Raw genomic sequence first — 24,838 nt, 5'->3', positions numbered from 1 at the left:
CGTCGCCGCAGATCAGGTCTGAGGTAAGGCCGCCGCAGGCGGCGCAGCCGGCTTCTATGTTCGTGACAGCGATCTCCGGCTATCATCATCTGCATGCCCCATCCAGGAACGGATGGCTGTCCCCGGGCCCGCATGCCTTGCCAGTTGCGAACCCTGAAAACTTCCCCACAGGCCTCCTACACCCGGTTAACTTGGACCTGCGCCGTGTGGTCGCTTAGATTGAGGTAAGTGCGGATCCAGCTCGGCGGAAGAATTTCGCCCTCTTCGGTCACGATCCAGGGCTGTGCTGCAGAGGCAACAAGGGCCAGAGCGGCCGAGCCGATGGCTTCTTCTAGGGTAGTAAAATGTTGAAGCGCAGCGTGCGCCTCCGAACAAGACGCACGCCAGATGGCAAGCCCAGCAGGGCGTTTGAGCAGTTCGATTTCCATGGCTAGTCACTCCTTCTGGGCGGGCTCACGTTTGCGCGACGTTGGGCGAGCAGGCGATCGAGTTCGCGAAAGACATGGCACTTGGCCTCGAGTTCGCTTGAGCGTTTCATGACGGGTTCCTACGTGCGAGAGGAGCTAGGATGGCGAATAACGATCGCCGGCTCGCATTGAGGTGATGAGGGTTTATCAGGAACCCATATTCTCACCTGAGTTCCGGTTCGCGGGTCGAACACTGTGAGGGTCATCGAAACCTCCCTGAGCGCGTTGGTGTTGCGCGAATCGATGTTTAAGGATGACGTCTTCTGGGGTATTACGCTCTCAAGCATGGAAGATTCGCATGTGAGGACTGTGCGCTCGCATTTGAGCATCATCAATGCTTGGTCAGTGATGCCTGATGAAGTCTAGTGAGCGTAAGCAGCCAGCAGCGCCGGCGGGAGGACAGCGACCCACGCCATCCGTCGTCGCAAGGATCGTTCGCTTGAGCAGTCGCGGCGAGCACACTCGACGCGCGGATTAGACGCCGAGAAACGGTGCCGAGCTCTCGCTCGGCCGGGCGTGCAGGTAGCGGCCGGTCGTGGCAACCGAGGCGTGGCCGAGCGTCGCCTGGACGAGGTGGATCGGGGCGCCGCGGTCGAGCGCGTGGCTGGCATGGGCGTGGCGCAGCCAGTGCGCAGACACCTCCGGCGGCAGGCCGGCGCGCGCCGCGGCCGCCTTCACGGCCCGGTGCACCGCGCTCGGGTCGAGCGCCCCGCCTTTTCGCGAGCGAAACACCGTCTCCTCCGGCCCCGCCTGGTCTCTCAGGGCGCCGAGCACCTTCCAGGTCGCGGCCGAGAGCAGCACCGCGCGGGTCTTGCCGCCCTTGCCGAACACCGTGGCCTGTCCCGCTGTGTCCCGAATCGCGAGATCGCGCCAGCGCAGGCCGCAGGCTTCCGAGATGCGCAGGCCCCCACTGTAGAGCACGGTCAGCAGCACCCGGTTTCGCATCCTGGACGAATGAACCCATCTCGTTTCGCCCAGATTGATGCTTCGCCAGGAGCACGGTCCCTGGCGCGATCAGGCGGTTCTTACAGGGTATCGGACGGTGATGGGCGCAATTGATTCTGAGCGGTTGAGGAAGCGGTCTACTGCCCGGCCGCCGCTATCGCTTGTCGTAGCATCGGTCGTTTTTGCGATCGTGATCTGGGCGCCGATCTATCTGTATGCAGGGCGCGTGATCTGGTTCTGGTGATCTCGGCCAAAAGACAAAAAGGCCCGCCGCGGCGAACCGGGCGGGCTCAGCGCGACCGCGATGGCGAGGCCGCACCGGTGTACCGGGACGGTGCTGCTCTGCCGTCGCTCGACCTGTCGGCCGATCGCTGACGGCAAGCTGATGCAGCACGGTTGACGGATCGTTAACCCTGGCCGCACAGAGCGCGATCATATGTTGGCAGGCGATCTGCAAGATCATCCTCAAGCCGGCCAGTGGCGACCCTGCCGCCCGTGAAATGGCGAGCCACCGAGTAGGGCGCGCTCAACCACCCTTCACGGCGGCGACCTGACCGAGTGTCACCAGCGTGATGGGCAGTGTCGGCCTCACCCGTCCGCGCTCAGGTCACTGATGCTCACTGCGATGCAGCAGACGACCCTCTCTGTCTCGTCCGACACCTCCAAGCGCCAAGTCTCGCCATGCCTCTGCCAGTGCGCCTCGTCCTTCAGGATCTCGCCGGCCATCTGAAGGGCCGCAACGCGTGCAGCTTCACGGCTGATCAGCTTCGTGCCGTCGGCGTCGAGCTCGCTGCGACCACCGTGGACGTTGAAGTAAAAGCGGGGCACGCGCGCCTCCATCCCGCCCCCATGGTGGGCAAACCCAGAGGTGTGCCGGTGTTTCTCCGTTTCCGGAGAATTCGCTTTAGCGGGCTGGCGTGAGGGCGGCCCCGTAGCCCTGGGTCGCGAGGGCAAGCTGCCTAATCCCGAAGCGTGGCGGCAACCTTGGCAGGCCTTGAGGCGAATTCGCCAACAGTATCCGACCGTTTTCCCGGCGATGAGGTGGAGCCGGTCGCGAGCCGTCGAAAACGCCCCGTCTTTGTCGGATAAGCCTGTCGGCTTTTCTATTGCTGGATAAACGGCATTTTGGCACGATTCCGACATGCTCGTCGGATGTGCCCGCGTCTCCACCCTCGACCAGAACCTCGACCTGCAGCGCGACGCGCTGACCAAGGCCGGGTGCGAGCGCGTCTTCGAGGAGAAGAAGTCTGGCAAGGCCGGGGCTAAGCGGCCGGAGTTCGAGGCGGCGCTGGCCTACCTGGGCTCAAGCGCGGCTGGTGTGGCCTCGCTGTGCTGCCTGCGCCGGCGCTCCGTCTATAATGATGGGTCACACACGCCTCCGCGCGTGGGTGGCTTCCGGTCATTCTATACGGTGCGGCGGACGATCTGCGGCTTGGAAGCCATGCTGCGGCTGCGCAAGGGCTTCGGATTCGCAAGCGACTGGACGGTGCGCGAGCAGAACCAGCTGCTCGCCTCCTGCTTCGGACTTCCCGTCTCTAACAAAGCATGAACGCGGGACGGTAGAGGCTCTTCTGCGCCCTATATCCGGGTTTGCGACGGGCCCGTCCAAACCGCATTCAGGATCACAGTCGGAGCCTTCTATGGACCGCGGGAGCGGCACAAGTTCTTCGCGAGTTCGGGGAAGGCTTCGGCAAAAGGGCGCGCCTGAGCAGACTGCGCGTCGGTGACCTCGGGGTTGTCCGGGTGGCCGCGATCCCAGCCTGGATGCGCGCCTCCTCCTCGTCGGTGATCGGCGGCAGTTGGAGCTTAGGCATCCTCGTAGATCCTCCGTTCCCTGCGGCTTGCCGGAGGCAGACTGATGAGGGACAGCGCTTTCGGATCCGAGCGGCAGGATCACCGCCGCGACGAGGCCCGGTCCGCCGTTCGGCTTCATCTCTCGACCTGTCATGTACACACAGCCGAACGGCGCGTCCCGTGCGCCCTAAGGCGAGCTCGGGTCAGAGCCTTAAGGATCGCCCGAGGGTAACCCCCTGCCCTCTTCCTCTCCCCATGTACGCGCAATGTAGGGCGAGCCACGCCGGACCCGCGGACATCCGGACTTGCTGTCGAGCGTCGGCACCGCCGCCTCGACCGTCGCCAGGGTCATGGGCTGCCAGCGGATCGCGCTGTCCCGCCCGATAATCGCTGCTTTGATCACGCATCAGTAGGAAGGCGATTGTTCCGCACGATATTGCTCGGTTCCGTATTGTCGCCCTTCTCTACAAAGATAATGTTGTGATGAAAATGAATTCCTGTAATCATCTTGTCAGTATCGCGCGGCATATAACCCGGCCGGTCGTACTCGACCCAATTCAAACCATCCGCGAGGCGTTTGAAGTAGCCCATCGTGGTCAGCGTGCTGTTAAAGTCGGCGCTGGTGCCGCCGTATTTGGGCCAGTAAGAAGTCTGAACATCTTCTATGACGTAGATGCCCGGTGATTTTAGGTGAGGAAAAAGCATCTCAAATGTGAGAATGACGTGGTTGTTCTCGTGGCTGCCGTCGTCGATGATGATGTCATATTGTGCGTTCCCAGGAGCATCCAGAACTCTCGCCAGATCTCGCACGTCGACCTGCGACCCCTGCAGAATGTGGACGCGCTCTTCTTCGAGGCCGTTCTTCGGAAAAACATCGAGCCCGTAGATTTGCCCTTGCGGGAAATAATCACGCCATATCTTAAGGCTTGATCCGCCGGCGTTAGGTTCTCCATATCCGCCGATGCCGATTTCGAGCACGTGCACAGGCTGCCTTCGGAACCTCTCAAAATACCTCGCGTAGTGCTGCATGTAATAATGCGAGCCGTGCTTGTCTGATCCGTATTTGGTGGCTAAGTGTTCGAGTTTTCTGCGGCCCAACACGGTATATCTCCCTTGCGTCAGTTTTCGACCACGATGTTCACCGGGGTTGGCCGCGTCTATTTTGAGATATAAATGTAGAGCAGGCAATGGCGACGGACTGGGAGATGCTGTGTTCAGCGCTTTCTAATTCTCAGCTTAACGGTGAATGGGTCCTACACGGCACCCACTTTCCCAAACGCGGCACACAGTAGCGTGGATGGAGTGCACGATCACTTGCGTGTGATCAGCGTCCAAAAGGGGGTCTGGCGCACTCTCGATGCCGTCAGCCTCACTTGAGGCCGATCAGCCGCGCTTCGAGCAGATCGAACTTGGCCCGACCGAACATCTGTCGCTTCACGAGCTTGAGACGGGTGATCTGCCCCTCGGTCTGACCATTCGACCAGGGCTCGGCCGGCGCCGCGGCGACAGCCGCCCTGTCTCGCGACAGGCCGTTCGCGAAGGACGCAAGTAGGCTGCGAGCGGCCAGGTCGATCCAGGCGTCGAGGTCCGGCGGCCTCCGCTCGCGGATCATGACTTGGAAGCCGGACAGGAGAGAACGGGCCTCGTCGGGCGCCGGTACCGCCGCCTCGATCGTCGTCACCGTCAAAGCCTCAGCCCTGATCAAGCTGTCCCGCCCGGTCGTCATCAGCCGTGCAAGGAGACGCGAAGAGGGCACCTTGCCGGGCGTCCCCTCGGGAGCCTGCTCACTGCGCTGGCGGCGCGTGGTCCATTCCCCAACGACGCGAAGGCTGCCGGTAAACCCGCCCGCGCGCAGGCGTCGCCAGAGTTCGGCACCGTTGCGGCAGCCGGCCGCCCACTCGGCATCAAGCTGGGGCAGGTACGCCTCCAAGCTGCTCTGGCGCGCCCGGAACACGTCGCCGGTCAGACCGCGCAGCGCGTTGCGCACGAGTTTGCGGCTGTGGCCGGTCGTGCGGACGATCTGCCTGATCGGCATGCCTTGTCGCGACAGCGGCAGGATCGCCTCTGCGGTTGCCGCTCGCCGACGGTAGCCCTCGTACTGCAGGCGCTCGGCGCAGGTCACCCGGCCAGGATCGATCGTGGCGGCGCCCACCGCGATGCGGATGGCGGCCATCGACTTGCGCACGGCATCGAGGAAGGCGGCGCTGGCGTTCTCCATCAAGTGCCAGCGGTCGGCGACCTGGATTGCTTTGGGCAACGCCCGCGTCGCGGCCTCGCCGTAGCAGCCGCCGCGGTCACGGGCGAGGATGGTGATCTCGGGATGGGCGGAGAGCCACGCCTCGACGGTGCCGCTCTCGCGATCCGACAGGAGGGCCACGACGCGCCGCCGCTCCAGGTCGCAGATCAGCGTGCCGTAGCGTTGCCCGCGGCGGAACGCCCAGTCGTCGATGCCGACCACGTTCAGGGGCTCTGCTGGCCTCTGGGCCCGGCGCCGCTCGGTCCGCAGTATCGTGTCCCGGCTCGCCGGCACCATCAGCCGGCGGGCGAAGCTCTCCGCCGGCCTACCACCGAGGGCGAGGCCGAGATGATGAACGATGCAGTCCAACCGTCCTGTGCGCCGGGCGTAGGTGGCGGCGAGATCCTGTCCGAGCCGCTCGGCAAAGACCTTCGTCCGGCACCCTGTTCCGACGCGCCGGAACCGGCGGACGCCAATCGTGATGACGACGCGCCTGCCGGCGACCGGCAGATCCGACAGGGTGCGGGTGTACCGGCTGTGCACCCGAAACGAGACCCCATCACAGCGCGGGCACCGGGCCGAGGCGGCGATTGGCCGAGCGGTGATGGTCAGGTCCGCCCCCAACTCGATGTGATCGACGACAAGGCCGGGCGGGACGACCGAACCGAGATGAAGGCTGCGGGACATGGCAGGATCTCCGACGGCCGAAGCCGAGATCCATCAACCCGCCTGCACCAGAAGTGAGTCAGAGCCCAAAAGGGACCCTTCCGCTCCCTTTTCAGATCAAGCTGTCAGCGCCCCAATCGGCGTCCGAACCGCACTCTGGATCACAGGCAGACGCGGACCGGCACGTCAGCCAAGGCGGCCCTCCCGAAGCCGCACTCCGGGGCCGCCGCCGTTTGCTGGAATGAACTCGATGCCTGCTGATTCGAGTGCGGCGATCACCGCTCGGACGTTGTTCGCCATACCAGCGGCTGGTCCCTCACTCGCTTCCATGCGCTTGAGAGTTGGCACGGAAATCGAGGCCGATGCGGCTAGCTCAGCTTGACCGATTGCTAGAAGAGCGCGCGCCGCGGCGATCTGCCTGCCCGCCACCAATGATTGATCTTTTTGGCTCATTCCGATCCTAAAGTGTTGTCGTATGGCGCTCTATGATCCATAAGTATCGGACCGACTCACCCGGTTCAACGCCATGCCTCTCCAGCGTCGCATCTCCTGGAACGCCGCTCTCCGTGGCATCAAAAGCGATCGAACTCATGCCACCCCTGGCGTCGTCTCGGCTCGCTCCCTCATCCAGGGACTGACCCGCATCCGCCAGACTCGCCTGGTCACCCCCGCCGGCGCGTTCGACCGCGCCGCTATCATGTCTTTGGCCATCGAGGCGGCGAAAGCCCACCAGCTCCGCAGTGGTGCCGCTTGGTCCGTCAGCATCTCGGTCGGCCTTACCGCCGCCTGGCAGGCCGCCAAGGCTGCCCGCCTCACGGCAACGACACGAGCGCAGCCGCCTATCGAGCATAACCGCGAAGCGTCGCACTGCGGCAGTCCCCAGCCCCGGAGGATAGGTGGGGAGGGAAGTGCCGTAGCATGTGGTGATGCACCATCAGCGGCCTCTCTGGCGCGCTCGCCGCGTATCCTCTTAGCCAACGGCCTCCAAGGCACAGCTGGAAGCCTGATCCTGGCGATAGCCTGAACCGGCAGACGGGGGCATTTCGCCACTAACTCGCCCCCAACAAGCTTCTGACCACCCCAAGCAAAGCGAGGAGGCACACAATGCCCCAGAGGGGACCGCGCAGGCGCGCGGCCGATCCCGCACGCCCGACTGTGGCGTCACTGAGCCTGCCGGTGAAGCTCGTTGCGCTGGAGGACGACGCGGAGCTCAGAGCGCTGATTGAGCGCTACGAGCAATTGCTGTGTGATTGGGAGGATCTGTCCCACCGGGCGCTCAAGGCGCTTGCCGGACGCCGCTCCCCTGCAGGTGAGCGCCGCGATGCCGTACGTCGCTCTTGAGGACGTCGGCACGACACGGCGCGGTCCCTTGTCAGGACACCGCCGGCTTCAAGCCTGGGAGCGGACATGCGGCACCTGTGTTGTCTGTGGCCGGCGCATCGACGGCGTGCGCGAACGCTGGATCGTTGAGCACATCCGGGCCCTGGAACTCGGTGGCGCTGACGACCTCGAGAATATGGGGCCAGCGCACGAAGCGTGCGGTCGTGAAAAGACGCGAGACGATCACGTCCGTACGGCGCGGGCGAAGCGGCAGAAGATCCGGCACCTTGGGGCTTCTGTCATCACGCGACCGCTGCCGGGTTCGCGCGTCTGTGCGCTCAAGCGCAAGATCAACGGCACGGTCGTCTCGCGCGACGGTTCCGTCAGCGGTCGCGTCGATCGGGGATCGACGTCAGAGCAGCGCGAGGCTCCGGCGGGCGAGCCAAGCACACGATCAGTGGAAATCCGGGTTGGCCCGATCAATCCACTTTGCGCCCACCCTGCGCGTTCCGCTAAGAAGAACGAGGCAAGAACGGCAGCCCCGATGACGAATGAAGCACCACCAGTGAGAACGCAGGAGAGAATCCGTCCTCGCCAAGATGCCCCCTCCTCTGGGGATATTCGGCCGGCTATCCCGGCGCATCTCGATTTCCTGTTCGACGATCGTCCGCTTCTGCCGGGCGAGGGCGCGGAGCAGTACGACGCTCTTCTTCGCAGCATCGTCCAACAGGTCAAACCAGATGACGTGATCGAGGCTCTTTGGGTCAAAGACGTCGTTGATCTCATCTGGGAGGCGAAACGGTTGCGCCGCTGGCGCAGACAGATTCTGGTGCAAGCTCAGCTGAATGCTGCCGAGGCGCTGATTGAACCGGGACTCCGCAACGCCGATCCCATGGGTTTGTCCAGTTTCGGAGGCCCCTCTGCCGACGCCCTTGCGGCGGGCTGGATGGCCGGCAGCAAGAGCGAGAAGGGCCGGGTCGACAGGATCCTCCAGGAGCGGGGTTTGACGGCCGAGGACGTCAAGGCGCACGGGTTCCTGATGAACCTGCCATCGATCGAGCGGATCGACCGACTCGCATTAACGGCGGATCAGCGGCGGGACGCCCTTCTCCGCGAGATTGAGCGCAAGCGGGCGAGCTTGGCCCAGCAGGTGCGGTCTGCGACCGCGGACATCCTTGATGTCGATCACGCGGAGACGCGGTGAGTTGCAGTTTCGAAGTTTGAGGCTGGAATGACCTCCGAGCGCGCCACGCAGGCCAATCGCCGCAATGCTCAGGCCAGCACCGGCCCACGGAGCGCCGTAGGCAATGCCCGGTCGGGACAAAATGCCCGTAAGCACGGCCTATCAGCGGTGGACCCAAGTCCTGAGGTGGAGGCGGAGATCGAGGCACTGGCCGTGCTCATCGCGGGCGGGCACGTCAGTAGTGCGGGCGTCCTAGAAGCTGCTCGGGCCGTTGCCGAGGCGCAGTTCCAGCTCCAGAGAGTGAAGGCGTTCAAGGTCGCACTGCTAAGGAGCGGGACATCAGCCCAAGGACGGGAAGCGGAACCGAATGGCCAGCCACTTACCGAAATCCCTGTGGCGCTCTTCCGGCAGCTCGAGGGTCTAGAGCGGTACGAACGTCGATCCTTATCGCGCCGGAAGTTTGCGGTGCGACGATTTGATGAGCTCGTCAGACGATCCCCGAACTTGTGGCCGCGCACGGTGGGTGAGCAGATCAACACGCCATCGGCCGATCGATGAGATATGCCCGACTGGCGTCTTGGCGCGACGGGCCACTCTTATTTGTTAGCCGCAGGTGGAAGTCTAATAAGGTTAAAACTTGAAAACATTACGACTGCGAAACACTAGTAGCGCAAGTCATAGATGAGTCATTTACTTGAATTTAATTTGCCTGGTTTAGAAGGGCAGGATCGAATTAGAAGAGCAGAAAAATCGGGTCATGTTGCGTTGCGCTGCAGCTGGTCGGCCTGTCCGCCGCAAGTCAATCAAGGCATCGATGCTCGTCCTGACGCTTGCCGCGCAGCCGCTTTCACACGCTGCAGCTGCGGGCAGTCAGAACAGCGTCAACCTCAACGAGGCGTACCACCGCTCCGCAGCTACGACGGCAGCAGCAAGTTACAACGATCTAATCATCGCTCCACCCGGTAAGGACAACGCCGTTGGCGCGAGAAATCAGCTATTCGCCACTTCACCAGATGCCAGCAATGCATCCGATCTATCACAATCCGGAAAGCAGAATACCCTGAACGTGGATCAAAACGGAAAAAAATCCGTGCTCAGGGCCGATCAGTCAGGCACAGGCAACCGTATTGCCACCGTACAGGGCGATCTCGCTATGCTCCTCGCCAGCCAGCACGGTGATCACAACGAGATCCAAATGCTGCAAGCCGGGCGCGGTAACACAGCCACGATCGATCAGAGTGGCTCGTACAACTCCGTCTCCGGCACTCAGACGGGGACAGGTGACAGGGCCATGATCGCACAGGCCGGCACGCATCAAATCGCGGTCTATTCACAGAGCGGCACAGGTGCTGTTCTGACCGTCCGGCAGCATTGACGAACGCGCGCAGCAGCACGACAGCGGCGCTTGACGCCGGCTAGACGAGGACCTCACGCGGCACTTGTGTGTCCGTCAACCGAGGCGAGACCTCGGTCGCGGTCGCGAACGATGAGGCGCGAGCCTGTCACTCGTCGAGCTGGATGGCGTTCGAATCCGATCGATCCGGTTCAGCCGTCGCTTTCCCGCCATGCAGCCAGTCGTCCGAGCGGGTATTCGCTGGAGGAGCCGGCGCAGCCCGCGCGGCCGGATCAGGTTGCGCCGCTTGCGCGGCTTCCGGTGCCGCAGAGGGCAACGGTAGCGGCGTGGCAGACCTCAGGCTCTGCGGTCCGAAGCCGTCGACACACCGCTTGAGCGCGACTGGGTCCGGGAGCAGCGTGCAATCGTTCACGTTGGTTGGCACCTGCGCATACGCTTGCGTGCTCGCCAGGCACAGGACGATCGGGACGATGCCTCTCGGTATCATGTCTACCTCCCGGACGGATTGACCTGAAGGATCTCGATACTGCTCGGCTCGCCGGGTTTCGGCTTGCGCTTGACGGGCGCGGCCGCCGGGCCCGCCTGCGGAGCAGCGGCGGCTGTGCGCGCCGCGCTAGCGGTCGGTGCGGGTGGCAGGCCTCGTCCGTTCAGCCGGCCAAGGCGCACGGTCACACCGTCGACGTGCTGTGTTGCGGCGTTGTAGGCGCACTCGTAAGTGATGCGGACCCACTCGCGCTGCGGGTTCATGAACCGGATCGAGTCGCCCTTGTAGCGCACGACTGTGCCTCCCGGAGCGGGCGGATCGGCCTGCTGGAAGATGCCGCCGTAGGGCCGGGTCAGCCATTCGAAGTCAAACGGCGCCTCGTTCTCGATCCGCGGAGCGCAGGCTTGCGAAGCACGTTCGGCACTGGCGCGCACGCAGCTGGCGTCGCATGTGGCGGTCCTGGTCTCACCTTGCGTCGAACCGGCTGTCGGGCCTGATGTTGAGCTAGGTGTCGGGCTCGGTGTCACACTAGTAGCTGGGGCATCAGTCTTGGGCGCCGGCGCGGCACCGTCTGCGGCTTCGACCGGAACCGAGCCGAGCGCCGATAGAACGACCACGACGGCCGAGGCGGTCCATCGACGCGGGCGGGATTTTGGACCCAGACGGTGCGCGAGCTCCATCGGCATCGCTCCGCAGTCCCGCTTCGGCTCGACCCTACACACGTGCTTACCCTCGATGATCATCTAATCAGTTTCGGACGACGCAGCAGCGCAGAGCGGCCGGAGCGGCTTAAGGAACTTCTGCCCGAACTTAGAAGTTGGAACAGCCAAGTCGCGGACACGACCGACCACGCGCGGCCGTTTCGGCAACATGACGGGCACGGCATCATGCAACACAGGCTTATACTGACCCTGCTCCTGGGTCTTACCTGCGCGTCCGCCGCCCAGGCTCAGACGGACCTGAAACAAAGGCCGCCAGTCAATATCAACGATTGCACGTTCGTGCGCGATCCAACCGTGTTGCGGGACTGCCTCGATCTCATAGAAGGACAGCGGCTCGGTCCTGTCATCACCCGCAGCCCTTCGGATCCGATCGTCAGCCCCTCTCTCCTGCGCCAGGCGGGGGCCGAGCCGCCGCACCGGCCACGCAGCCATGATCGGGCGGTTCGTCGCCCGCCTCTTCGGGCAGTCACCTTCGACCCGGTTCACGTCGAGCAGGTCAGGCCGCAGCGCAGGACCATATCCGGTCAATAGGTTCTCCTGACCACGCAGGCATTTCCATCTCTGCCGAGCAGGGTGCACAGGTCGTCCTCAGAGCGTGCGACGAGTTCATGACGTCGCGACCCGGTGCGCCCCTTCGCAGGACTGCCGATCTTGATCCGCCCCGCCCGTCCAACGGCCGGAATGTCCGCAAACAGGGGGCGGGACGCGGGGGCCGGCACTGTGATGGCAGCGTCACGCGGCGCAGATTCGAGCGCAGCCCATCGTCCCGCCGGCACCCAGGCCTCCACGGCTCGTCCCGTCACGATCAGCACGTAATCGCGCGTCTCCTGCGGCATGCCCGAGGTCCCAGCCAGCCACTTCTCGACGCGGCCGGGGCCGGCGTTGTAGGCCGCGGCCGCGAGCCCGAGATTGCCGAAACGCGCCTTGTGATCGCGCAGCAATTCCGCCGCCTTGATGACGGCCTGGCTGGGATCGAACGGGTTGATCAGACCGCGCTCCAGCGCCGTCGCCGGCATGAACTGCGCGATGCCCAGCGCTCCCTTGGGACTAACCGCGTCGGCGCGCAGGCCGCTCTCCTGCCGCAGCAGACGATACAGGAAGTCATAGGGCAAGCCGGTGCGCGACGCGGCATCGGAGATCAACGGACTGAAACTAACGTTGACGTTCCCGGTCTGCCAATCCGCCCACAGACGCGTGACGGGCTGATCCGATCCCCCGTCGGTCGCGAGGAGAGGTCCGGCACGCGGGGATGCCGTCTGCACCAGGTCACGAAGGTCGATGACAGGCGCATAGCCGGACAGGTCGGGCGCGGCCTCTATCGCGGCCATGCGGATCCGCGACGAGGGTGTGCCTTCAGCGCCACTGAGCGGCAGCGGCGCGCCCAGGACCGCCACGAGAGCGGCGAGCGCAGCGAGGGATCGGGCGCGCATCATCCGTCAGCCCTTCGCCGCGACGACCTTCTCAGGCGAGGCCTGAGCCGCTGCCTCGGCTGGAGGAGCGACCGTGTCGCGGAGCAGGTACTCCTCGACCAGGTGCCGCCCGACCCCGGGATCCCGGAACCGCCAGAGCCCCCTCTTCACGCCCTCCATGATCGTCGAGTAGACGGCCAGTTCGATTGCCTCGCGCACGGCCATCTGGGTCGGCTCGTTGCGGGTGATCCCCGCATCGACGGCGAGAAGCTTGTTGAGGGCGGTGTACCGGTAGGTGCTGCTGTCCAGGGCGACGGAGTAGATCGTCTTGGTCACCGTGACGCTGTCGAGCACCTCGCCGGTCTGGACCGAGACGATCCGCATGCCGACCGTGACCTCGTCGCGGCGGTACTTCACGTCGCCGCCGATCCCGAGATAGCGCGCGCCCAACCCGCCGGTGATCGTGTTGGCGTCGTAGGCGAGGATGCCGCCCTCGACGATAAGGCCCGCGAAGCGCACCGGCGGAAGCGGCTTGGCGTTCTCGGGCGAGAATTCCGTGCGCGTCGCCCGGATCAGCTGCCGCTCCTGGAGGACGTCGGCGAGGCCGCTGCGCTCGACGACGCGGAACCAGGTCCCGTTGCCCGCCCGGCGCAGGGCGTCGACCACGAAGGCGGCGCCGCCCTGCGTGACCGCGCGCGAGTACTCGGCGATGTTGTCGTTCGGCTTGTTCTGTCCGGTCAGGTCGGGGAAATTGTAGACCGCGATATCGATGCTGCGCGCGGGCGGAGGCAGGCTCCCGAGGTTGAGCCCGGTGGCCGACGGCGGCGTTACGGTCGGCGCGCCGGCAAGCGGGTCATTCAACCATGACCCGGGCGCGCAGGCAGCCACGGAGAGGAGGGCCGCGGCTGTGACAGCGCGGCTCAGCAACCGGTAAAGCAAGATCGGCGTTCCTCAGTCCGAAGTCTTATAAGGATCCGCCCCTGACACGGGGCGCGTCAACGCGTTGTTAACGCTACGGCCCGGACGGAACGGTGACTTGCGTGACGGTTTGACCATCGTTGATCGTGACTTGGACGTTGGCTCCGACACGATTGAACGAGATCGTGGTGCCTTCGAAGCTGAAATTCCCGCTCTGCTGGGCGTTCTCACCAAAGATGGCCTGCGTGATCTTGTTGGCCAGCGAGCTGTACAACTGAGACTGCAGCTGCTGCGCGAAGATCTGGCCGGGGCTCTTCTGGCCGTTCGTCGACTGAAGCGCGCTCTGGATCGACTGCCGGTGCTGTTCCTCCCGCTGGTAGAAGTTCTGCGCGGTCGCCTCCGACTGCAGCCACGAGCCGTTCAGCGGGTTGCCACCGAAGGCCGGGTTGACGGGTTGGTAGATCAGGCTGCTCGCCTGCGCCCCGAACGCGGAGAGCCCCAGAAGCACCGGAAAGATAACGTCGCGGAACCGCATCCCCGCCCCCCCTATCGCACCTGTCGCACGGTGATCGTCTTACCGGAACCGATCTCGGTGATCGTGTTCGACAAGTTCGAGCCAATCTGCTGACTGTTCACCGTGTTGTTTTGACCGACGATATTTACGTCGGAACTGTTACCGTTTCCTATTTGCTGAATTCCGACCGTGTTGGAATTCCCCACGACGCCCGCGACCGTAGCCGAGTTGCCCACGCCGGACTGGACGAGGGAGAGGGTGTTCTGATTGCCCTTCATGGCTGCGCTCGCGCTGTTGAAGGACCCTACCTGCGACTGCGAGGTCGTGTTGGCATTGCCCTGAACGTCAAGGGTGCTTCTGTTGGACTGGCCTGTCTGGCTGACGAAGGATCGGTCGCCGCCGTCCGACAGCACCGGGATCGGGATCGTCTCGCCGCCGATCACCGCATAACCCTGTGCCGGCGCCCCGATCTGGCCCCCGGCGGCGGGGACCGACTGCGCCGCGGCCGGCGAGACCGACACGACCGCCATCAAAACCAACAGCGCCGGAGGTCCGAAGAACAGATCCTTACAGCCGCTCATGGCCGCCCTCGCACTCCGCGCTGATATCGCCCGACGTCACACGCAGGTGCGCCTTGTAATTCGCTCCCGCCTCGATGGTGAAAGCCATATGGCCGACCGCGCTTGCGCCCGGCGGGCTCGTCGTAAATGCGCCCCCTTGGTTGAGGACGGAGGTGCCCGCCGGTCCTGTCTTCATGATGCGCAGCTGGTACGTGCCCGTCCTTGGATCAGAGGTAGTGACTAAACCTGAGATCGAGACGGTGCCGCCCCTGACCTGCTGAGTCAATTCACAGTGCAGTGCTGGCGGGTTGGATGGGACTGAAACCGGCATGCTGTGACCTCACGGAGACAGTAACGGATGAGGGCCGCGCTGTTCGGCGCGGCCCTCTTTGATTTTACATCGCGCGCTCTGTCTAGAACACGACGATCAGCGCTGGCGCACGGTCAGGGTGTTGTTCGAGCCGCTCTGGTTGTAGGCGACCGTATTGGTGTTGCCGGCCTGGGTCACGGTGGCGGTGTTGCCGGTGCCGGTCTGGACGCCGTTGATCATGTTCCCATTGCCGATCTGGGTCAGGGTCGCGGTGTTGCTGCCATCCTGGCTCGAGGTGATGGTGTTGTTGTTGCCGGTCTGGTTGACCAGCAGCATGGCCAGGTCACCCGTCTGGGTGCTGGTCAGGCTGTTGGAGTTACCCGACTGGGTCGCGGTCATCTTGCCGTTGGTGCCGGTCTGGTAGTTGTTCAGGTAGTTGTAGCTGCCCACCTGCGACACGGACGCGGTGTTGTTCGAGCCCGTCTGAGTGTTGAACAGGCGGTTGCCCGTGCCACTCTGCAGAGCCGCAGCCTGACCGTAGTAGTAGGAACCGCCGTACACCGTGCCCGGTCCGGCCAGCTGGTTACCGCTGCCGTTCTGGTACGAGGAGGCGAGGTTACCCGTGCCAGTCTGCTCCAGGAACGCCTTCTCACCCGAGCTAGCCGAGGCTTGGGTCAGGTAGGCCTGATTGCCATCGCCGTCGTGCTGGAACACGCCGATTGTGCTGCCGGCGCCGGACTGGCTCACGTTCAGGTAGTTGTTGTTGCCGTTGATCTGGAGGCCGGAGGCGTAGTTACCGGTACCGCTCTGGGTGCTGTCGATGCCGTTGCCTGAGCCGCCTCCACCGTTGTTATAGCCGTAGTAGCCATTGTTGTAGGTGAAGTAGTACCCACCCTGCTGGAAGTTGGCTTGGTTTCCGGACGAGTTCTGGGTGGCGTTGATGTAGCTGTTCGTCTGGCCGGCCTGGTAAGCATTGAGGTAGCTGTAGTAGCCGGAGCCGTCAGCGTTCTGCGTCAGATTGATAGAGCTTCCGCTGGTGCTGTAGCCCTGGAAGGCGCCGGCGCTGTTGTAATTGCCGGTCTGGTTGATAGCGATCGAGCTGTTGCTGACGTTGAGGTACTGCTCGCCATAGGCGCCGCTGCTGTTGCCGGTCTGGTTAATGCCGATCGAGCTACCGCTGATGCCGTAGTACTGGTATCCGCTGGCGCCGTTGTTGTTGCCGTTCTGATTCAGGCCGATCGAGCTGCTGTCAACACCGCTGTACTGGTACCCGTAGGCGTAGTTGCTGTTGCCGGTCTGGTTGACGCCCAGCGAGCTGCCGGTGGTGCCGTACTGGCTGCCATAGGCAGTGTTGCTGTTGCCGGTCTGGTTGATGGCGAGCTGGCTGCCGGTGGTGCCGGTCTGGTAGCCGGTGGCGTAGTTGCTGTCCCCGCCGCTCTGGCTGATGCTGAGCGAGCTGCTGTTTACGCTGCCGGACTGGGTAGCGTAGGCCGTATCGTTGTTGCCACTCTGGAACAGCGAGATGCTGCTACCGTTGTGCGCGTCCGTCTGCGAGCCTGAGGCCGTGTTGTTGTTGCCGCTCTGCGAGGTGTAGATCGAGCTGTAGCCGTCCACGCCGCTCTGGCTGAGCGCGGCCGTGTTGCCAACGCCCGACTGCGTGGCCGTCTCGTAGCCGTTCTGGGTGCCGGCCTGCGTGGCGGTCACCAGGTTCGGATTGCCGCCGCCGACCTGGGACTGCGTGACCGAGATGCTGCTGGAGGAGGTGGCCGCGTCCTGGCCGGTCACCACCTGGTTGCCGGTGCCGTACTGGTAGATGCTCTGGCTGTTGTTGCTGCCCGACTGCTGCAGGTTGAACTCGTTGTTCGAGCCGCTCTGCACCAGGCCGATGCTGCCGCCGATCGAGCTCGCGTCCTGGGTGATCAGGTTGCTGCCCGTGCCCGCACCGTTCCGGCCGGCCAGACCTGCGCCGGAAGCCACGCCGTTGCTGGAGCCGATCTGCTGGACGTTGACCTGACCGGTCTGGCCGGCCTGGAGAACCTGGAGGGTGTTGGCATCGCCGCCGGTCTGGATGCCGTTGAGCTGATTGCCCGAGCCGGTCTGGTCGGCGCGCAGCTTGTTGTTCGAGCCCTCCTGCCGGAACGCGCCGTTGGAGCCGACCGCGTTGCCACCGGAGCCGGCCGTGGCCACGGCGGTGCCGGTGCCGTCGTCGTTCTGGTTGATCGTGATGCTGTTGCCGGAGCCGCCGGCCTGGCTGGTGTTGGCGCTGTTGTTGTCGGCGTAGGCGCTGGCCGCGAAGGCGCAGGCAGCCACGCCCATCGACAGCCCAAGCAGGTGCTTCTTCATCGGACTCATCGAGCGCAGTTCCCTTCGGTGGCGAGAATTGACTAGACGCGCCGTCTCGTGCCGCGCGTCAGGTCTCGTTTCGGGACATTTGTCCTGAACGAACCTTAGCTATTGGGTAACCTGTCTTTTCGGGGAACTCCAGCGGCAATCTGCAATCTAAGCAGTTTTCATGTCTGAAATTGCAGATTTAACACAATAAGCATACGCCATACCCCATATTAGGTACCTAATACGGCAGTTAAACAGACGCACTGCAATATGAAATACTCGCGGCCGGCGGATCACGCTGATGATCGCCGGCTAAATCATTCCTAGCAGAGCCGGTCCCATAAATGGACGCAGCCCCGTTGCGAGCCTTAGAGGTTTGGTAACTGCTCGCGTCCTGCTTGTCCACTGCCCATCATGATAATTTTACAGCTTTTAGACGCTATCTGGCCGCTAGCATTCTGCCGATTTCAGTCTCCATCTCGACAACTAGACTAAACAAAATCCTTATCGACAGATATCGCTTCTAGTGTGCCCAGCACGGACACGGGCGGTATTCTCTGGAAATTCCAATATTCGATTACAGCAATTATCCGCGTCATCAAGGTTTATAGCAGGAAAAACAAACCAATGTGAAGTATGCCAATGAGATAAACTCGAACGCCGCGCGATGACCGACTAAACATATAGCAATTCCATGCCCAAAAGGTGGAACTTAATGCAGCATGTTCTCAGATAAACGAACAACGTGAGCTGATGTATATAGAGTATGTCTATTCTGACTATGGACTTCCGTCAAACAGATACAATTTCCATCGAGTTTATCGATCGTCGGCGTAACAGCTTTCGGCAGCACAACAGTTCGGTATACTAATATACATATTGAGATCCGGCCCGGTTACAAGCCGAGCCGCGGCCAGATTGAGCCGGCCGCACTGGAGCATCAAGGCGAGCACGACACGCCGTACAGAGCGATCCGCTCGATTGCCGCCAAGATCGGCTGTTTGGGTGAGACGCTGCGGAACTCTCGTGCGCCAAACCGAGCAGAATCGGGGCGTGCGGGCCGAACCGACGACGGACGAGCGCGAGCGGATCAAGGCGCTGGGGCGGGAGAACCGCGAGCTCCGGCAGACCAACGAGATCCTGAGGAAGGCAAGCGCGTACTTTGCCCAGGCGGAGCTCGACCGCCAGCTTCGGTCATGATCGCCTTCATCGAAGAGCACCGCGCCCTCTACAGGGTCGAGCCAATCTGCAGGGCGCTGCCGTACCCACGTCGACGTACCACGCCCATGCCGCGCGGCGGCCCGATCCTGGCAGACTGCCGACCCGGGTCTGCGCGACGCGCGGCTCATGGCCGAGATCCGGCGCGTGCACGCGGCCAACTTCAGCGCCTACGGCGTGCGCAAGGTCTGGCGGCAACTCGCCCGTGAAGGGAGCCAGGCAGCCAGAGATGCAAAGCGACTGATGCAGTGCAGTGCTGGCGGGTTGGATGGGACTGAAACCGGCATGCTGTGACCTCACGGAGACAGTAACGGATGAGGGCCGCGCTGTTCGGCGCGGCCCTCTTTGATTTTACATCGCGCGCTCTGTCTAGAACACGACGATCAGCGCTGGCGCACGGTCAGGGTGTTGTTCGAGCCGCTCTGGTTGTAGGCGACCGTATTGGTGTTGCCGGCCTGGGTCACGGTGGCGGTGTTGCCGGTGCCGGTCTGGACGCCGTTGATCATGTTCCCATTGCCGATCTGGGTCAGGGTCGCGGTGTTGCTGCCATCCTGGCTCGAGGTGATGGTGTTGTTGTTGCCGGTCTGGTTGACCAGCAGCATGGCCAAGTCACCGGTCTGGGTGCTGGTCAGGCTGTTGGAGTTACCCGACTGGGTCGCGGTCATCTTGCCGTTGGTGCCGGTCTGGCTGTTGCTCAGGTAGTTGTAGTTGCCCACCTGCGACACGGACGCAGTGTTGTTCGTGCCCGTCTGGGTGTTCCACAGCTGGTTGCCCGTGCCACTCTGCAGAGCAGCCTGCTTGGGATAGTCCTTTGAGGTCGTGCCCGGCCCGGTCAGCTGATTACCGGTCCCATTCTGGTAGGAGGAGGCAAAATTATTCGTGCCGGCCTGCTCCAACCGCGCGCGCTCACCCGAGCTCGCAGTATCTTGCCTCATGTATGCCTGGTTGCTGTCGCCGTCGCGCTGCAAGACCTCGACAGTTCCTTTCGTGCCGGACTGGGTGTTTCCGAAATAATTAGCCTTGCCGTTAGACTGCGCGCCACCGACTGAATTGTTCGGTCCCCCGTCCTGCAAGCTGTCGATGCGGTTACTGGAGCCATTGCTCTGGCTCAGGCCCGCAATATTCCCGGAGGCAGTTTGCGTGGAGTTGATCGCGCTTCCGTCCTGGCCGTACTGTCCGGCAGTATTATAGTTAGACGAACGCGGGCCTACATTTTGCTTCAGAGCGATGGAGCTATTCCGGGTAGTATAGCCCTGAGTGGCAACGGCATTATTACCGCCACCAGTCTGACTTATGTCGATCCAGCTGTTGCTGATGTTGGACGTCTGGTATCCGTTGGCGTAGTTGCCGTTGCCGGTCTGGCTGATGCTGAGCGAGGTGTTGCTGATCTTGCCGTCCTGCTGGGCGTAGGCCTGGTTGCTGTCACCGCCCTGGATCAGGCTGATGCGGCTGCCGTTGTGAGCATCGCGCTGCGTGCCGAGTGCGATGTTGTTGTTGCCGTTCTGCGAGGTGTAGATCGAGCTGTACCCGTCCACATTCGTCTGTCCCAGCGTCGCCGTGTTGCCCGCGCCCGACTGGATGGCCGTCTCAGAGCTGTCCTTCGTGGCAGCCTGCGTGGCAGTCACAAGGTTCGCCTTGCCGTTGCCGACCTGCGACTGCGTGACCGAGATGCTGCTGTTAGAGGTCGAGGCATCCTGGCCGGTCACCACTAGGTTGCCGTTGCCGTACTGGCGCACCGTCTGGCTGTTACCCTTACCCGACTGCTGCAGGTTGAACTCGTTCTTGTCGCCCTGCTGCAGCAGGTCGATGACGCCGCCGGTCGACTGGGCATCCTGGGTGATCAGGTTGCTACCCGCGGCCGCCTGGTTCTGGCCGGCCAAGCCCGTGCCGGAAGCCACGCCGTTGCTGTTGCCGAGCTGCTGCAGCTCGACCCGGCTCGACTGGCCAGCCTGCGTCACGGTGGCGGTGTTGTTGTCGCCGCGCTGCGTACCCTGCGACGCAATGCCGAGCTGGTTGCCGGTGCCGGTCTGGTTGACGGTCAGGATGTCGCTCGCACCCGTCTGCAGAAAGGAATTCCCGTTGTAGCCGACGCTGTTGCCGCCGCCGGTGCCGGTGCCGGTTACCGAGCCCTTGCCGGTGCCGTCGTCGTTCTGGTTAATCGTGATCTTGCCGCCCGAGCCCGTTTGGCTGGTGTAGGCGTTGTTGCTGTCGGCAGCGTAGGCCGTGGCCGCGAGGGCGCAGGCGGCTACGCCCATCGACAGCCCAAGCAGGTGCTTTTTCATCGGATTCATCGGGAGTAGGTCCCCTCGGTCGTGCAAATTGGCAAGGCCGCGCCGCCTGGTGCGGCGCGTCAGGTCTCGCTTTGGGACATCAACCCCAAGCGGTCCTTAGCTTTTAAGTAACCGAGCTGCTCTTTCAGCGTCCAGCCCAGAACCACTGTCTAAGCAGTTTTCGTAGTAATTATGGTAAATTTGCTACAGTACAACCAAGTCTTACCACATAAATGGCATGCCACATTGTGGTGCAATCTATCACTGAAATTGGGAATACGGAGCGCGCATCAGCGTGCATCGCGCCATGACACAGCGCTGACTGCTGAAGCACCCGGTTTGCGGCGCCCGTCCTCCTTAGGGAGGCTCCGGACTGAACCTTAGCGATCTGATAACCACTCCAGCCTGCCTTGTCCAGCATGCCATGGGGCGACTAGACAGACTTCGTAGACGTCATACCGGGTCAAATACTAACCAACTAGCGATCCCCGTCCAATTATTAACACGCAATATAATATGGACCACCGATTACCCGCCGAAAGTAAATCGATAGGCAGTCTACCCGAATTCTGCGACGATCACCTTTCCCACCTCGAGTGTGCACCGAAGGAGCCGAGTAGGCTATGCCGAGAATAACCGTGCCGTGAACCGCTTTGGGTGTCCCGGAGGCCCCTGATCTTGCGAAGATAGAGTCGTTACGAAGTGAACCAGACTCTAATTTCCTGGAGTCCGTGAGCCGGCAGACCGGATGGTGCTGGAGTACCAGGGCGAGCCTGACACGAGGTACGGGGCGATCGGCTCAAGCGCGGCCAAAGTCGGCCGCTCGGGCGCCTCGCACGACAATGCTCTCGCCGAGAGAACTAATGGGACCGTTCCAGGCCGAGGTGATCCACCGACGCGGTCAGTGACATCACTTCGAGGTGACCGCGTTCGCTGCGCCTGGACTGGTCGATTGGTTCATGTCTGGATGCCCCCTGTCGCGCAAGAGGGCGTCGAGCGGCTCTGACGGGGGATCGGGTGCGGTCATGTCTCAGGCCTCATGAAGCGGCCTTGTCCATGCCGCGGGCCAGTATGGAGATGCGCGGATCAGGTGCAGATCAACACACGCGAGCTCGTGGCTCGTCAACCAGTCTTGCTTTTCCTGATCCCGATCTGACCGATCGTTCCGTCCTTACCTCTCTTCGACCTTCCTGCCCGCCACACCGGTGCGACGGCGGCTTGATGTCCTGATCAAGCCGCCGGCACCGGAGCCTTGTAATTTTCGTTCTTCATCAGCATCGCCCAGGCTGCACGGGCCATCTTGTTCGCCAAAGCGATGGCCAAGACCAGGCGCGGCTTGCGTGGCAGCATCCGCGCCAGCCAGGAGCCTGCCGGCGCTCCCTTACGGATCGACCAGCGGATGACCGTCATGGCGCCGATGATCAGGAGACGCCGGATGTCGCGCTGACCCATCTTGGACACGCGACCCAGGACCTGCTTTCCGCCTGAAGAGAACTGCCGCGGCACGAGGCCGAGCCAGGCTGCAAAATCGCGTCCGCGCTTGAACGTCGCCATTGGCGGCGCGAACGTCTCGATCGCCATCGCGGTGATCGGCCCGATCCCCGGCATCGTCATGAGGCGGGACGGCGTGCCAAATCGCTTGGCTTCCCGCGCGACCCGCTTCTCCAACTCCGAGATCCGAGCGTCGAGATCCTTGATCTGGTCGAGGTAGAGACGGCTCAGATCAGCGACGAGCGGATCGAGCGAAGTCGTGACGTCGCCAAGCGCCTGGGCGAGCTGGGGCACGTTGGTCGCTCCCTGCGGCGCCACGATGCCGTGCTCGGCGAGATGGCCGCGCAACGCATTGATGAGCTGGGTGCGCTGCCGGACCAGAAGGTCGCGCGTCCGAAAGATCATGGCTCGCGCCTGCTGAGCCTCGCTCTTGATCGCAACGAAGCGCATCGTCGGGCGCGAGGCGGCCTCGGCGATCGCCTGCGCGTCGGCGGCATCGTTCTTCTGCCGCTTGATGAACGGCTCACATGAGGAGTCGATGTGCAAGGGATCTCATCCGGTCATGAGTGATCTCCTGGCGTGTTCCAGATCGCAGGTCCGAGCCCGATGGGTGAAGCGGCCGCAGCGGACGCGCTCAAGCTCACATGCGGTCGCCGATCGATCTCGGCTGCACCATGATCCCGCATCCGGCGGGCCGAGCTCAGGAGGACGAGACCATTCTTAACTGCGGCGGCTGAGGCCATACCGTTCGTCGGTTCGTCCACCTGGATCCGCCAAGGCTTCTCGTGCCTCGGTGGATTGAGAGGGATTGCAGTCGCTCTCGGTCAGACGCTCTTCATCGCAGCGCCCTCGATGACCACACCTGCCGTCACATACTTCCAGAGCGCGACGAGAAGCTTGCGGGCGAGAGCCACGATGGCGATCTTTTTCATGCGCCCGCCGGTGCGCTTGACCCGGTCGTGGTACCAGCGCGACAGGGCCGAACCTGGCTGATGGCGGAGCCAGAGCCAGGCCAGTTCGACAAGTGTCGCGCGCAGGCGTGGATTGCCGGCCTTCGACACGCCTTGCTCGTGATCAATCGAGCCACTCTGCCAAGGCGTTGGCGCCAAGCCCGCGTAGGCGGCAAGCTGGCGACGATTCTCAAAGCGCCGGAACAACCCTTCAGACCAGAGCACACCGGCAAAGCCGGGACCGACACCTTTCAAGTCGAGAAGCATGGCCGCTGCCGCACGCTGTGGTGTGGCCGCACGCTCGGCCGCCACGAGTGCGTCGCGCGCGGCGCGCACGTCATCGATCTGCTCGATCAGCAGCTCGATAAGACCGAGTTCGCGTTCGATCATCGCCTTGAGGTACCGCGGGAGCGGCCGGCCATCGCCGGTCCGCAACGCCTCAAGCCGTTCGCGCCTGTCCGACCGACGGGGATCGTAGTCGGTGATACCCTGCGCAAACAGCACGCCTCGGAGCCGGTTGACGTGCCGGACACGCTCGCTGATGAGCGTTCGAAGTTCGCGGCACAGCCGGCGGCGATCCTCCTCCTCAGGCGTGGGCGCCCGGACCATCGCGCACACGCGCGGCTCTCCGCGCTTGTAGGCCAGCAGCGTACGGACCAGGGCTTCGCCATCGATCCGGTCGGTCTTGGCCCGTCGCCTGCGCCTTGAGGTGGCGACGGAGGCGGCGTCAACAACGTGGCTCTCGATGCCCTTGCCCTCGAGCACGCGGTGCAGCCAGAAGCCGTCGAGCCCGGCCTCCTGGATCACCACGACGGGGAACAGCTTGCCGGTGCGCGCCCGAGCTCGCGCCCGTAGGTCAGCCAGTCGGCTGAGCAGGCCCGCGGCATCACCACCGCGCACCACGTGCCGGGACATCTTCTGGCCGGCTCCAGGAGAGAGCGACGTCACCAACCACGTTGCGCGGCTGAGTTCGAGCGAGACGAAGATCGCCGCGAGATCGACCCGGATAGGCTCGGGCGCACCGCCAACATCAGGAGAAAGGCTCACGTTCACCTCCATGAAGAGCGTCAGGCCGTCCATCCTGCTGAAGCGCCGCCTGATCGCCACCTCCTCATGGGATCTTGACGTAGATCGGTGGGATCAGTCGGACCTCGTGCCCCAGTTCACGGATCGCACGTCCCCACTCGTGTGCCGAAGCGCAGGCCTCCATGGCGACGATGCAGGCCGGCAGCTTGACGTAGATCGGTGGGATCAGTCGGACCTCGTGCCCCAGTTCACGGATCGCACGTCCCCACTCGTGTGCCGAAGCGCAGGCCTCCATGGCGACGATGCAGGCCGGCAGCTGGGCGAAAAACGTGAGGACCTGCGGTCGCGACAGCTTTTTGCGTAGCGCGACGCTGCCATCGGCGCGTGCGCCGTGAACTTGGAAGATGCGCTTGGCCAGATCGAGGCCGACGATGGCGATCGGATCCATGGACTGCTCCGGCAGATGTGAAAGCTCCGGGCCCAGAGTACCGGCTTCCGCCGGAGTGGGGGCATCCAGTCCATCAGCACTCGCTAGATGCTCGAACCGGTCGGCCACGCCTCTCTCGCCGAGGCGAAGACGCGCTATCATGTCCAGGTCGAGGCGCACCCCTTGGCCGCCTAAGCCAAACCAAACGGCTACAGGGATACCCGGAACGGTTCACCTAAAGAA

The 24,838-nt window shown here is 63.4% G+C and carries 22 protein-coding genes, 4 pseudogenes and 1 other annotated feature; of the genes and pseudogenes, 8 read left to right on the top strand and 18 right to left on the bottom strand.

Going from position 1 to position 24,838, the window contains the following annotated elements:
• Positions 1-176 precede the first annotated feature (176 nt).
• The 3 genes from ACYCO6_RS03605 to ACYCO6_RS03595 form a co-directional block, all read right to left on the bottom strand.
• Positions 177-428 (bottom strand): hypothetical protein, encoded by a 252-nt coding sequence (locus ACYCO6_RS03605; RefSeq protein WP_459769365.1) that lies wholly within the window; start codon positions 426-428, stop codon positions 177-179.
• Positions 429-941: 513 nt separating this feature from the next.
• Positions 942-1,412: a tyrosine-type recombinase/integrase gene (locus ACYCO6_RS03600; protein WP_459769364.1), complete on the bottom strand. Its 471-nt coding sequence runs from the start codon at positions 1,410-1,412 to the stop codon at positions 942-944.
• A 588-nt stretch (positions 1,413-2,000) separates the two neighbouring features.
• Positions 2,001-2,240 carry a DUF6894 family protein gene (locus ACYCO6_RS03595; protein WP_459769362.1) on the bottom strand — a complete coding sequence of 80 codons (240 nt, stop codon included), beginning with the start codon at positions 2,238-2,240 and terminating at the stop codon, positions 2,001-2,003.
• 313 nt (positions 2,241-2,553) lie between these two features.
• Between ACYCO6_RS03595 and ACYCO6_RS03590 the strand changes: the two are divergent.
• Together ACYCO6_RS03590 and ACYCO6_RS03585 are read left to right on the top strand one after the other, a co-directional pair.
• Positions 2,554-2,712: pseudogene (locus ACYCO6_RS03590) on the top strand (recombinase family protein); the annotation flags it as partial.
• Between the two features lie 78 nt (positions 2,713-2,790).
• Positions 2,791-2,961 (top strand): annotated as a pseudogene (locus ACYCO6_RS03585) (IS6 family transposase); the annotation flags it as partial.
• Between the two features lie 644 nt (positions 2,962-3,605).
• Here the strand turns inward: ACYCO6_RS03585 and ACYCO6_RS03580 are convergent.
• The 3 genes from ACYCO6_RS03580 to ACYCO6_RS03570 all read right to left on the bottom strand — a co-directional run bounded on the left by ACYCO6_RS03580 (position 3,606) and on the right by ACYCO6_RS03570 (position 6,561).
• Positions 3,606-4,307: a class I SAM-dependent methyltransferase gene (locus ACYCO6_RS03580; protein WP_459769361.1), complete on the bottom strand. Its 702-nt coding sequence runs from the start codon at positions 4,305-4,307 to the stop codon at positions 3,606-3,608.
• Positions 4,308-4,575: 268 nt separating this feature from the next.
• Positions 4,576-6,129, bottom strand: a complete 1,554-nt coding sequence (locus tag ACYCO6_RS03575) for an ISL3 family transposase (RefSeq protein WP_459769359.1) — start codon at positions 6,127-6,129, stop codon at positions 4,576-4,578.
• A 165-nt stretch (positions 6,130-6,294) separates the two neighbouring features.
• Entirely contained in the window at positions 6,295-6,561 is a 267-nt protein-coding gene (locus ACYCO6_RS03570) for a transcriptional regulator (protein WP_459769357.1), read from the bottom strand.
• A 651-nt stretch (positions 6,562-7,212) separates the two neighbouring features.
• On the opposite strand from ACYCO6_RS03570, the gene ACYCO6_RS03565 reads away from it, so the two are divergent.
• The 4 genes from ACYCO6_RS03565 to ACYCO6_RS03550 all read left to right on the top strand — a co-directional run bounded on the left by ACYCO6_RS03565 (position 7,213) and on the right by ACYCO6_RS03550 (position 9,986).
• Positions 7,213-7,449, top strand: a complete 237-nt coding sequence (locus ACYCO6_RS03565) for a hypothetical protein (RefSeq protein WP_459769354.1) — start codon at positions 7,213-7,215, stop codon at positions 7,447-7,449.
• The gene (locus ACYCO6_RS03560) at positions 7,430-8,632 is read left to right on the top strand and encodes an HNH endonuclease (RefSeq protein ID WP_459769351.1); all 1,203 of its coding nucleotides are present in this window, start codon (positions 7,430-7,432) and stop codon (positions 8,630-8,632) included. The genes ACYCO6_RS03565 and ACYCO6_RS03560 overlap by 20 nt, the downstream gene beginning before the upstream one ends.
• A gap of 27 nt (positions 8,633-8,659) precedes the next feature.
• Positions 8,660-9,169: a hypothetical protein gene (locus ACYCO6_RS03555; RefSeq protein ID WP_459769348.1), complete on the top strand. Its 510-nt coding sequence runs from the start codon at positions 8,660-8,662 to the stop codon at positions 9,167-9,169.
• A gap of 256 nt (positions 9,170-9,425) precedes the next feature.
• The gene (locus ACYCO6_RS03550) at positions 9,426-9,986 is read left to right on the top strand and encodes a hypothetical protein (RefSeq protein WP_459769346.1); all 561 of its coding nucleotides are present in this window, start codon (positions 9,426-9,428) and stop codon (positions 9,984-9,986) included.
• Positions 9,987-10,454: 468 nt separating this feature from the next.
• On the opposite strand, the gene ACYCO6_RS03545 is transcribed toward ACYCO6_RS03550, so the two are convergent.
• The 8 genes from ACYCO6_RS03545 to ACYCO6_RS03510 form a co-directional block, all read right to left on the bottom strand.
• Positions 10,455-10,883: a hypothetical protein gene (locus ACYCO6_RS03545; protein ID WP_459769343.1), complete on the bottom strand. Its 429-nt coding sequence runs from the start codon at positions 10,881-10,883 to the stop codon at positions 10,455-10,457.
• A 309-nt stretch (positions 10,884-11,192) separates the two neighbouring features.
• The gene (locus ACYCO6_RS03540; RefSeq protein ID WP_459769340.1) at positions 11,193-11,699 is read right to left on the bottom strand and encodes a hypothetical protein; all 507 of its coding nucleotides are present in this window, start codon (positions 11,697-11,699) and stop codon (positions 11,193-11,195) included.
• Positions 11,696-12,604 carry a lytic transglycosylase domain-containing protein gene (locus ACYCO6_RS03535; RefSeq protein ID WP_459769338.1) on the bottom strand — a complete coding sequence of 303 codons (909 nt, stop codon included), beginning with the start codon at positions 12,602-12,604 and terminating at the stop codon, positions 11,696-11,698. Before ACYCO6_RS03535 ends, ACYCO6_RS03540 begins: the two co-directional genes overlap by 4 nt.
• Before the next feature lie 3 nt (positions 12,605-12,607).
• A complete protein-coding gene (locus ACYCO6_RS03530) occupies positions 12,608-13,507 on the bottom strand; it encodes a CsgG/HfaB family protein (protein ID WP_459773418.1) in 900 nt (299 codons plus the stop codon).
• 85 nt (positions 13,508-13,592) lie between these two features.
• On the bottom strand, positions 13,593-14,033 hold the full coding sequence (locus ACYCO6_RS03525; RefSeq protein WP_459769336.1) for a curli production assembly/transport component CsgF: 441 nt from the start codon (positions 14,031-14,033) through the stop codon (positions 13,593-13,595).
• A gap of 11 nt (positions 14,034-14,044) precedes the next feature.
• Positions 14,045-14,593 (bottom strand): hypothetical protein, encoded by a 549-nt coding sequence (locus ACYCO6_RS03520; RefSeq protein WP_459769334.1) that lies wholly within the window; start codon positions 14,591-14,593, stop codon positions 14,045-14,047.
• On the bottom strand, positions 14,580-14,903 hold the full coding sequence (csgH, locus tag ACYCO6_RS03515; RefSeq protein ID WP_459769331.1) for a curli-like amyloid fiber formation chaperone CsgH: 324 nt from the start codon (positions 14,901-14,903) through the stop codon (positions 14,580-14,582). Before csgH ends, ACYCO6_RS03520 begins: the two co-directional genes overlap by 14 nt.
• Positions 14,904-14,999: 96 nt before the next feature.
• Entirely contained in the window at positions 15,000-17,225 is a 2,226-nt protein-coding gene (locus tag ACYCO6_RS03510; RefSeq protein WP_459769329.1) for a beta strand repeat-containing protein, read from the bottom strand.
• Between the two features lie 1,014 nt (positions 17,226-18,239).
• On the opposite strand from ACYCO6_RS03510, the gene ACYCO6_RS03505 reads away from it, so the two are divergent.
• Complete coding sequence (locus ACYCO6_RS03505) at positions 18,240-18,413, top strand: transposase (protein ID WP_459773898.1); 174 nt, start codon at positions 18,240-18,242, stop codon at positions 18,411-18,413.
• Positions 18,368-18,482 (top strand) — a sequence feature (AL1L pseudoknot). Its footprint overlaps the gene before it by 46 nt.
• Before the next feature lie 78 nt (positions 18,483-18,560).
• On the top strand, positions 18,561-18,725 hold the full coding sequence (locus ACYCO6_RS03500) for an IS3 family transposase (protein WP_459769327.1): 165 nt from the start codon (positions 18,561-18,563) through the stop codon (positions 18,723-18,725).
• Between the two features lie 89 nt (positions 18,726-18,814).
• On the opposite strand, the gene ACYCO6_RS03495 is transcribed toward ACYCO6_RS03500, so the two are convergent.
• From ACYCO6_RS03495 to ACYCO6_RS03480, 4 genes and pseudogenes are all read right to left on the bottom strand, one after another.
• Positions 18,815-20,713, bottom strand: a complete 1,899-nt coding sequence (locus ACYCO6_RS03495) for a beta strand repeat-containing protein (RefSeq protein WP_459769325.1) — start codon at positions 20,711-20,713, stop codon at positions 18,815-18,817.
• A 1,218-nt stretch (positions 20,714-21,931) separates the two neighbouring features.
• Positions 21,932-22,717 (bottom strand): annotated as a pseudogene (locus ACYCO6_RS03490) (IS110 family RNA-guided transposase); the annotation flags it as partial.
• 299 nt (positions 22,718-23,016) lie between these two features.
• Positions 23,017-24,201 carry an IS110 family RNA-guided transposase gene (locus ACYCO6_RS03485; protein ID WP_459773400.1) on the bottom strand — a complete coding sequence of 395 codons (1,185 nt, stop codon included), beginning with the start codon at positions 24,199-24,201 and terminating at the stop codon, positions 23,017-23,019.
• 172 nt (positions 24,202-24,373) lie between these two features.
• Positions 24,374-24,616, bottom strand: a pseudogene (locus tag ACYCO6_RS03480) (IS110 family transposase); the annotation flags it as partial.
• Positions 24,617-24,838: the final 222 nt, after the last annotated feature.

Source organism: Methylobacterium sp. CM6257 (assembly GCF_054611515.1).
Note: the sequence above shows the minus strand (reverse complement) of the source record. Positions and strands in the feature narration are given on the sequence as shown.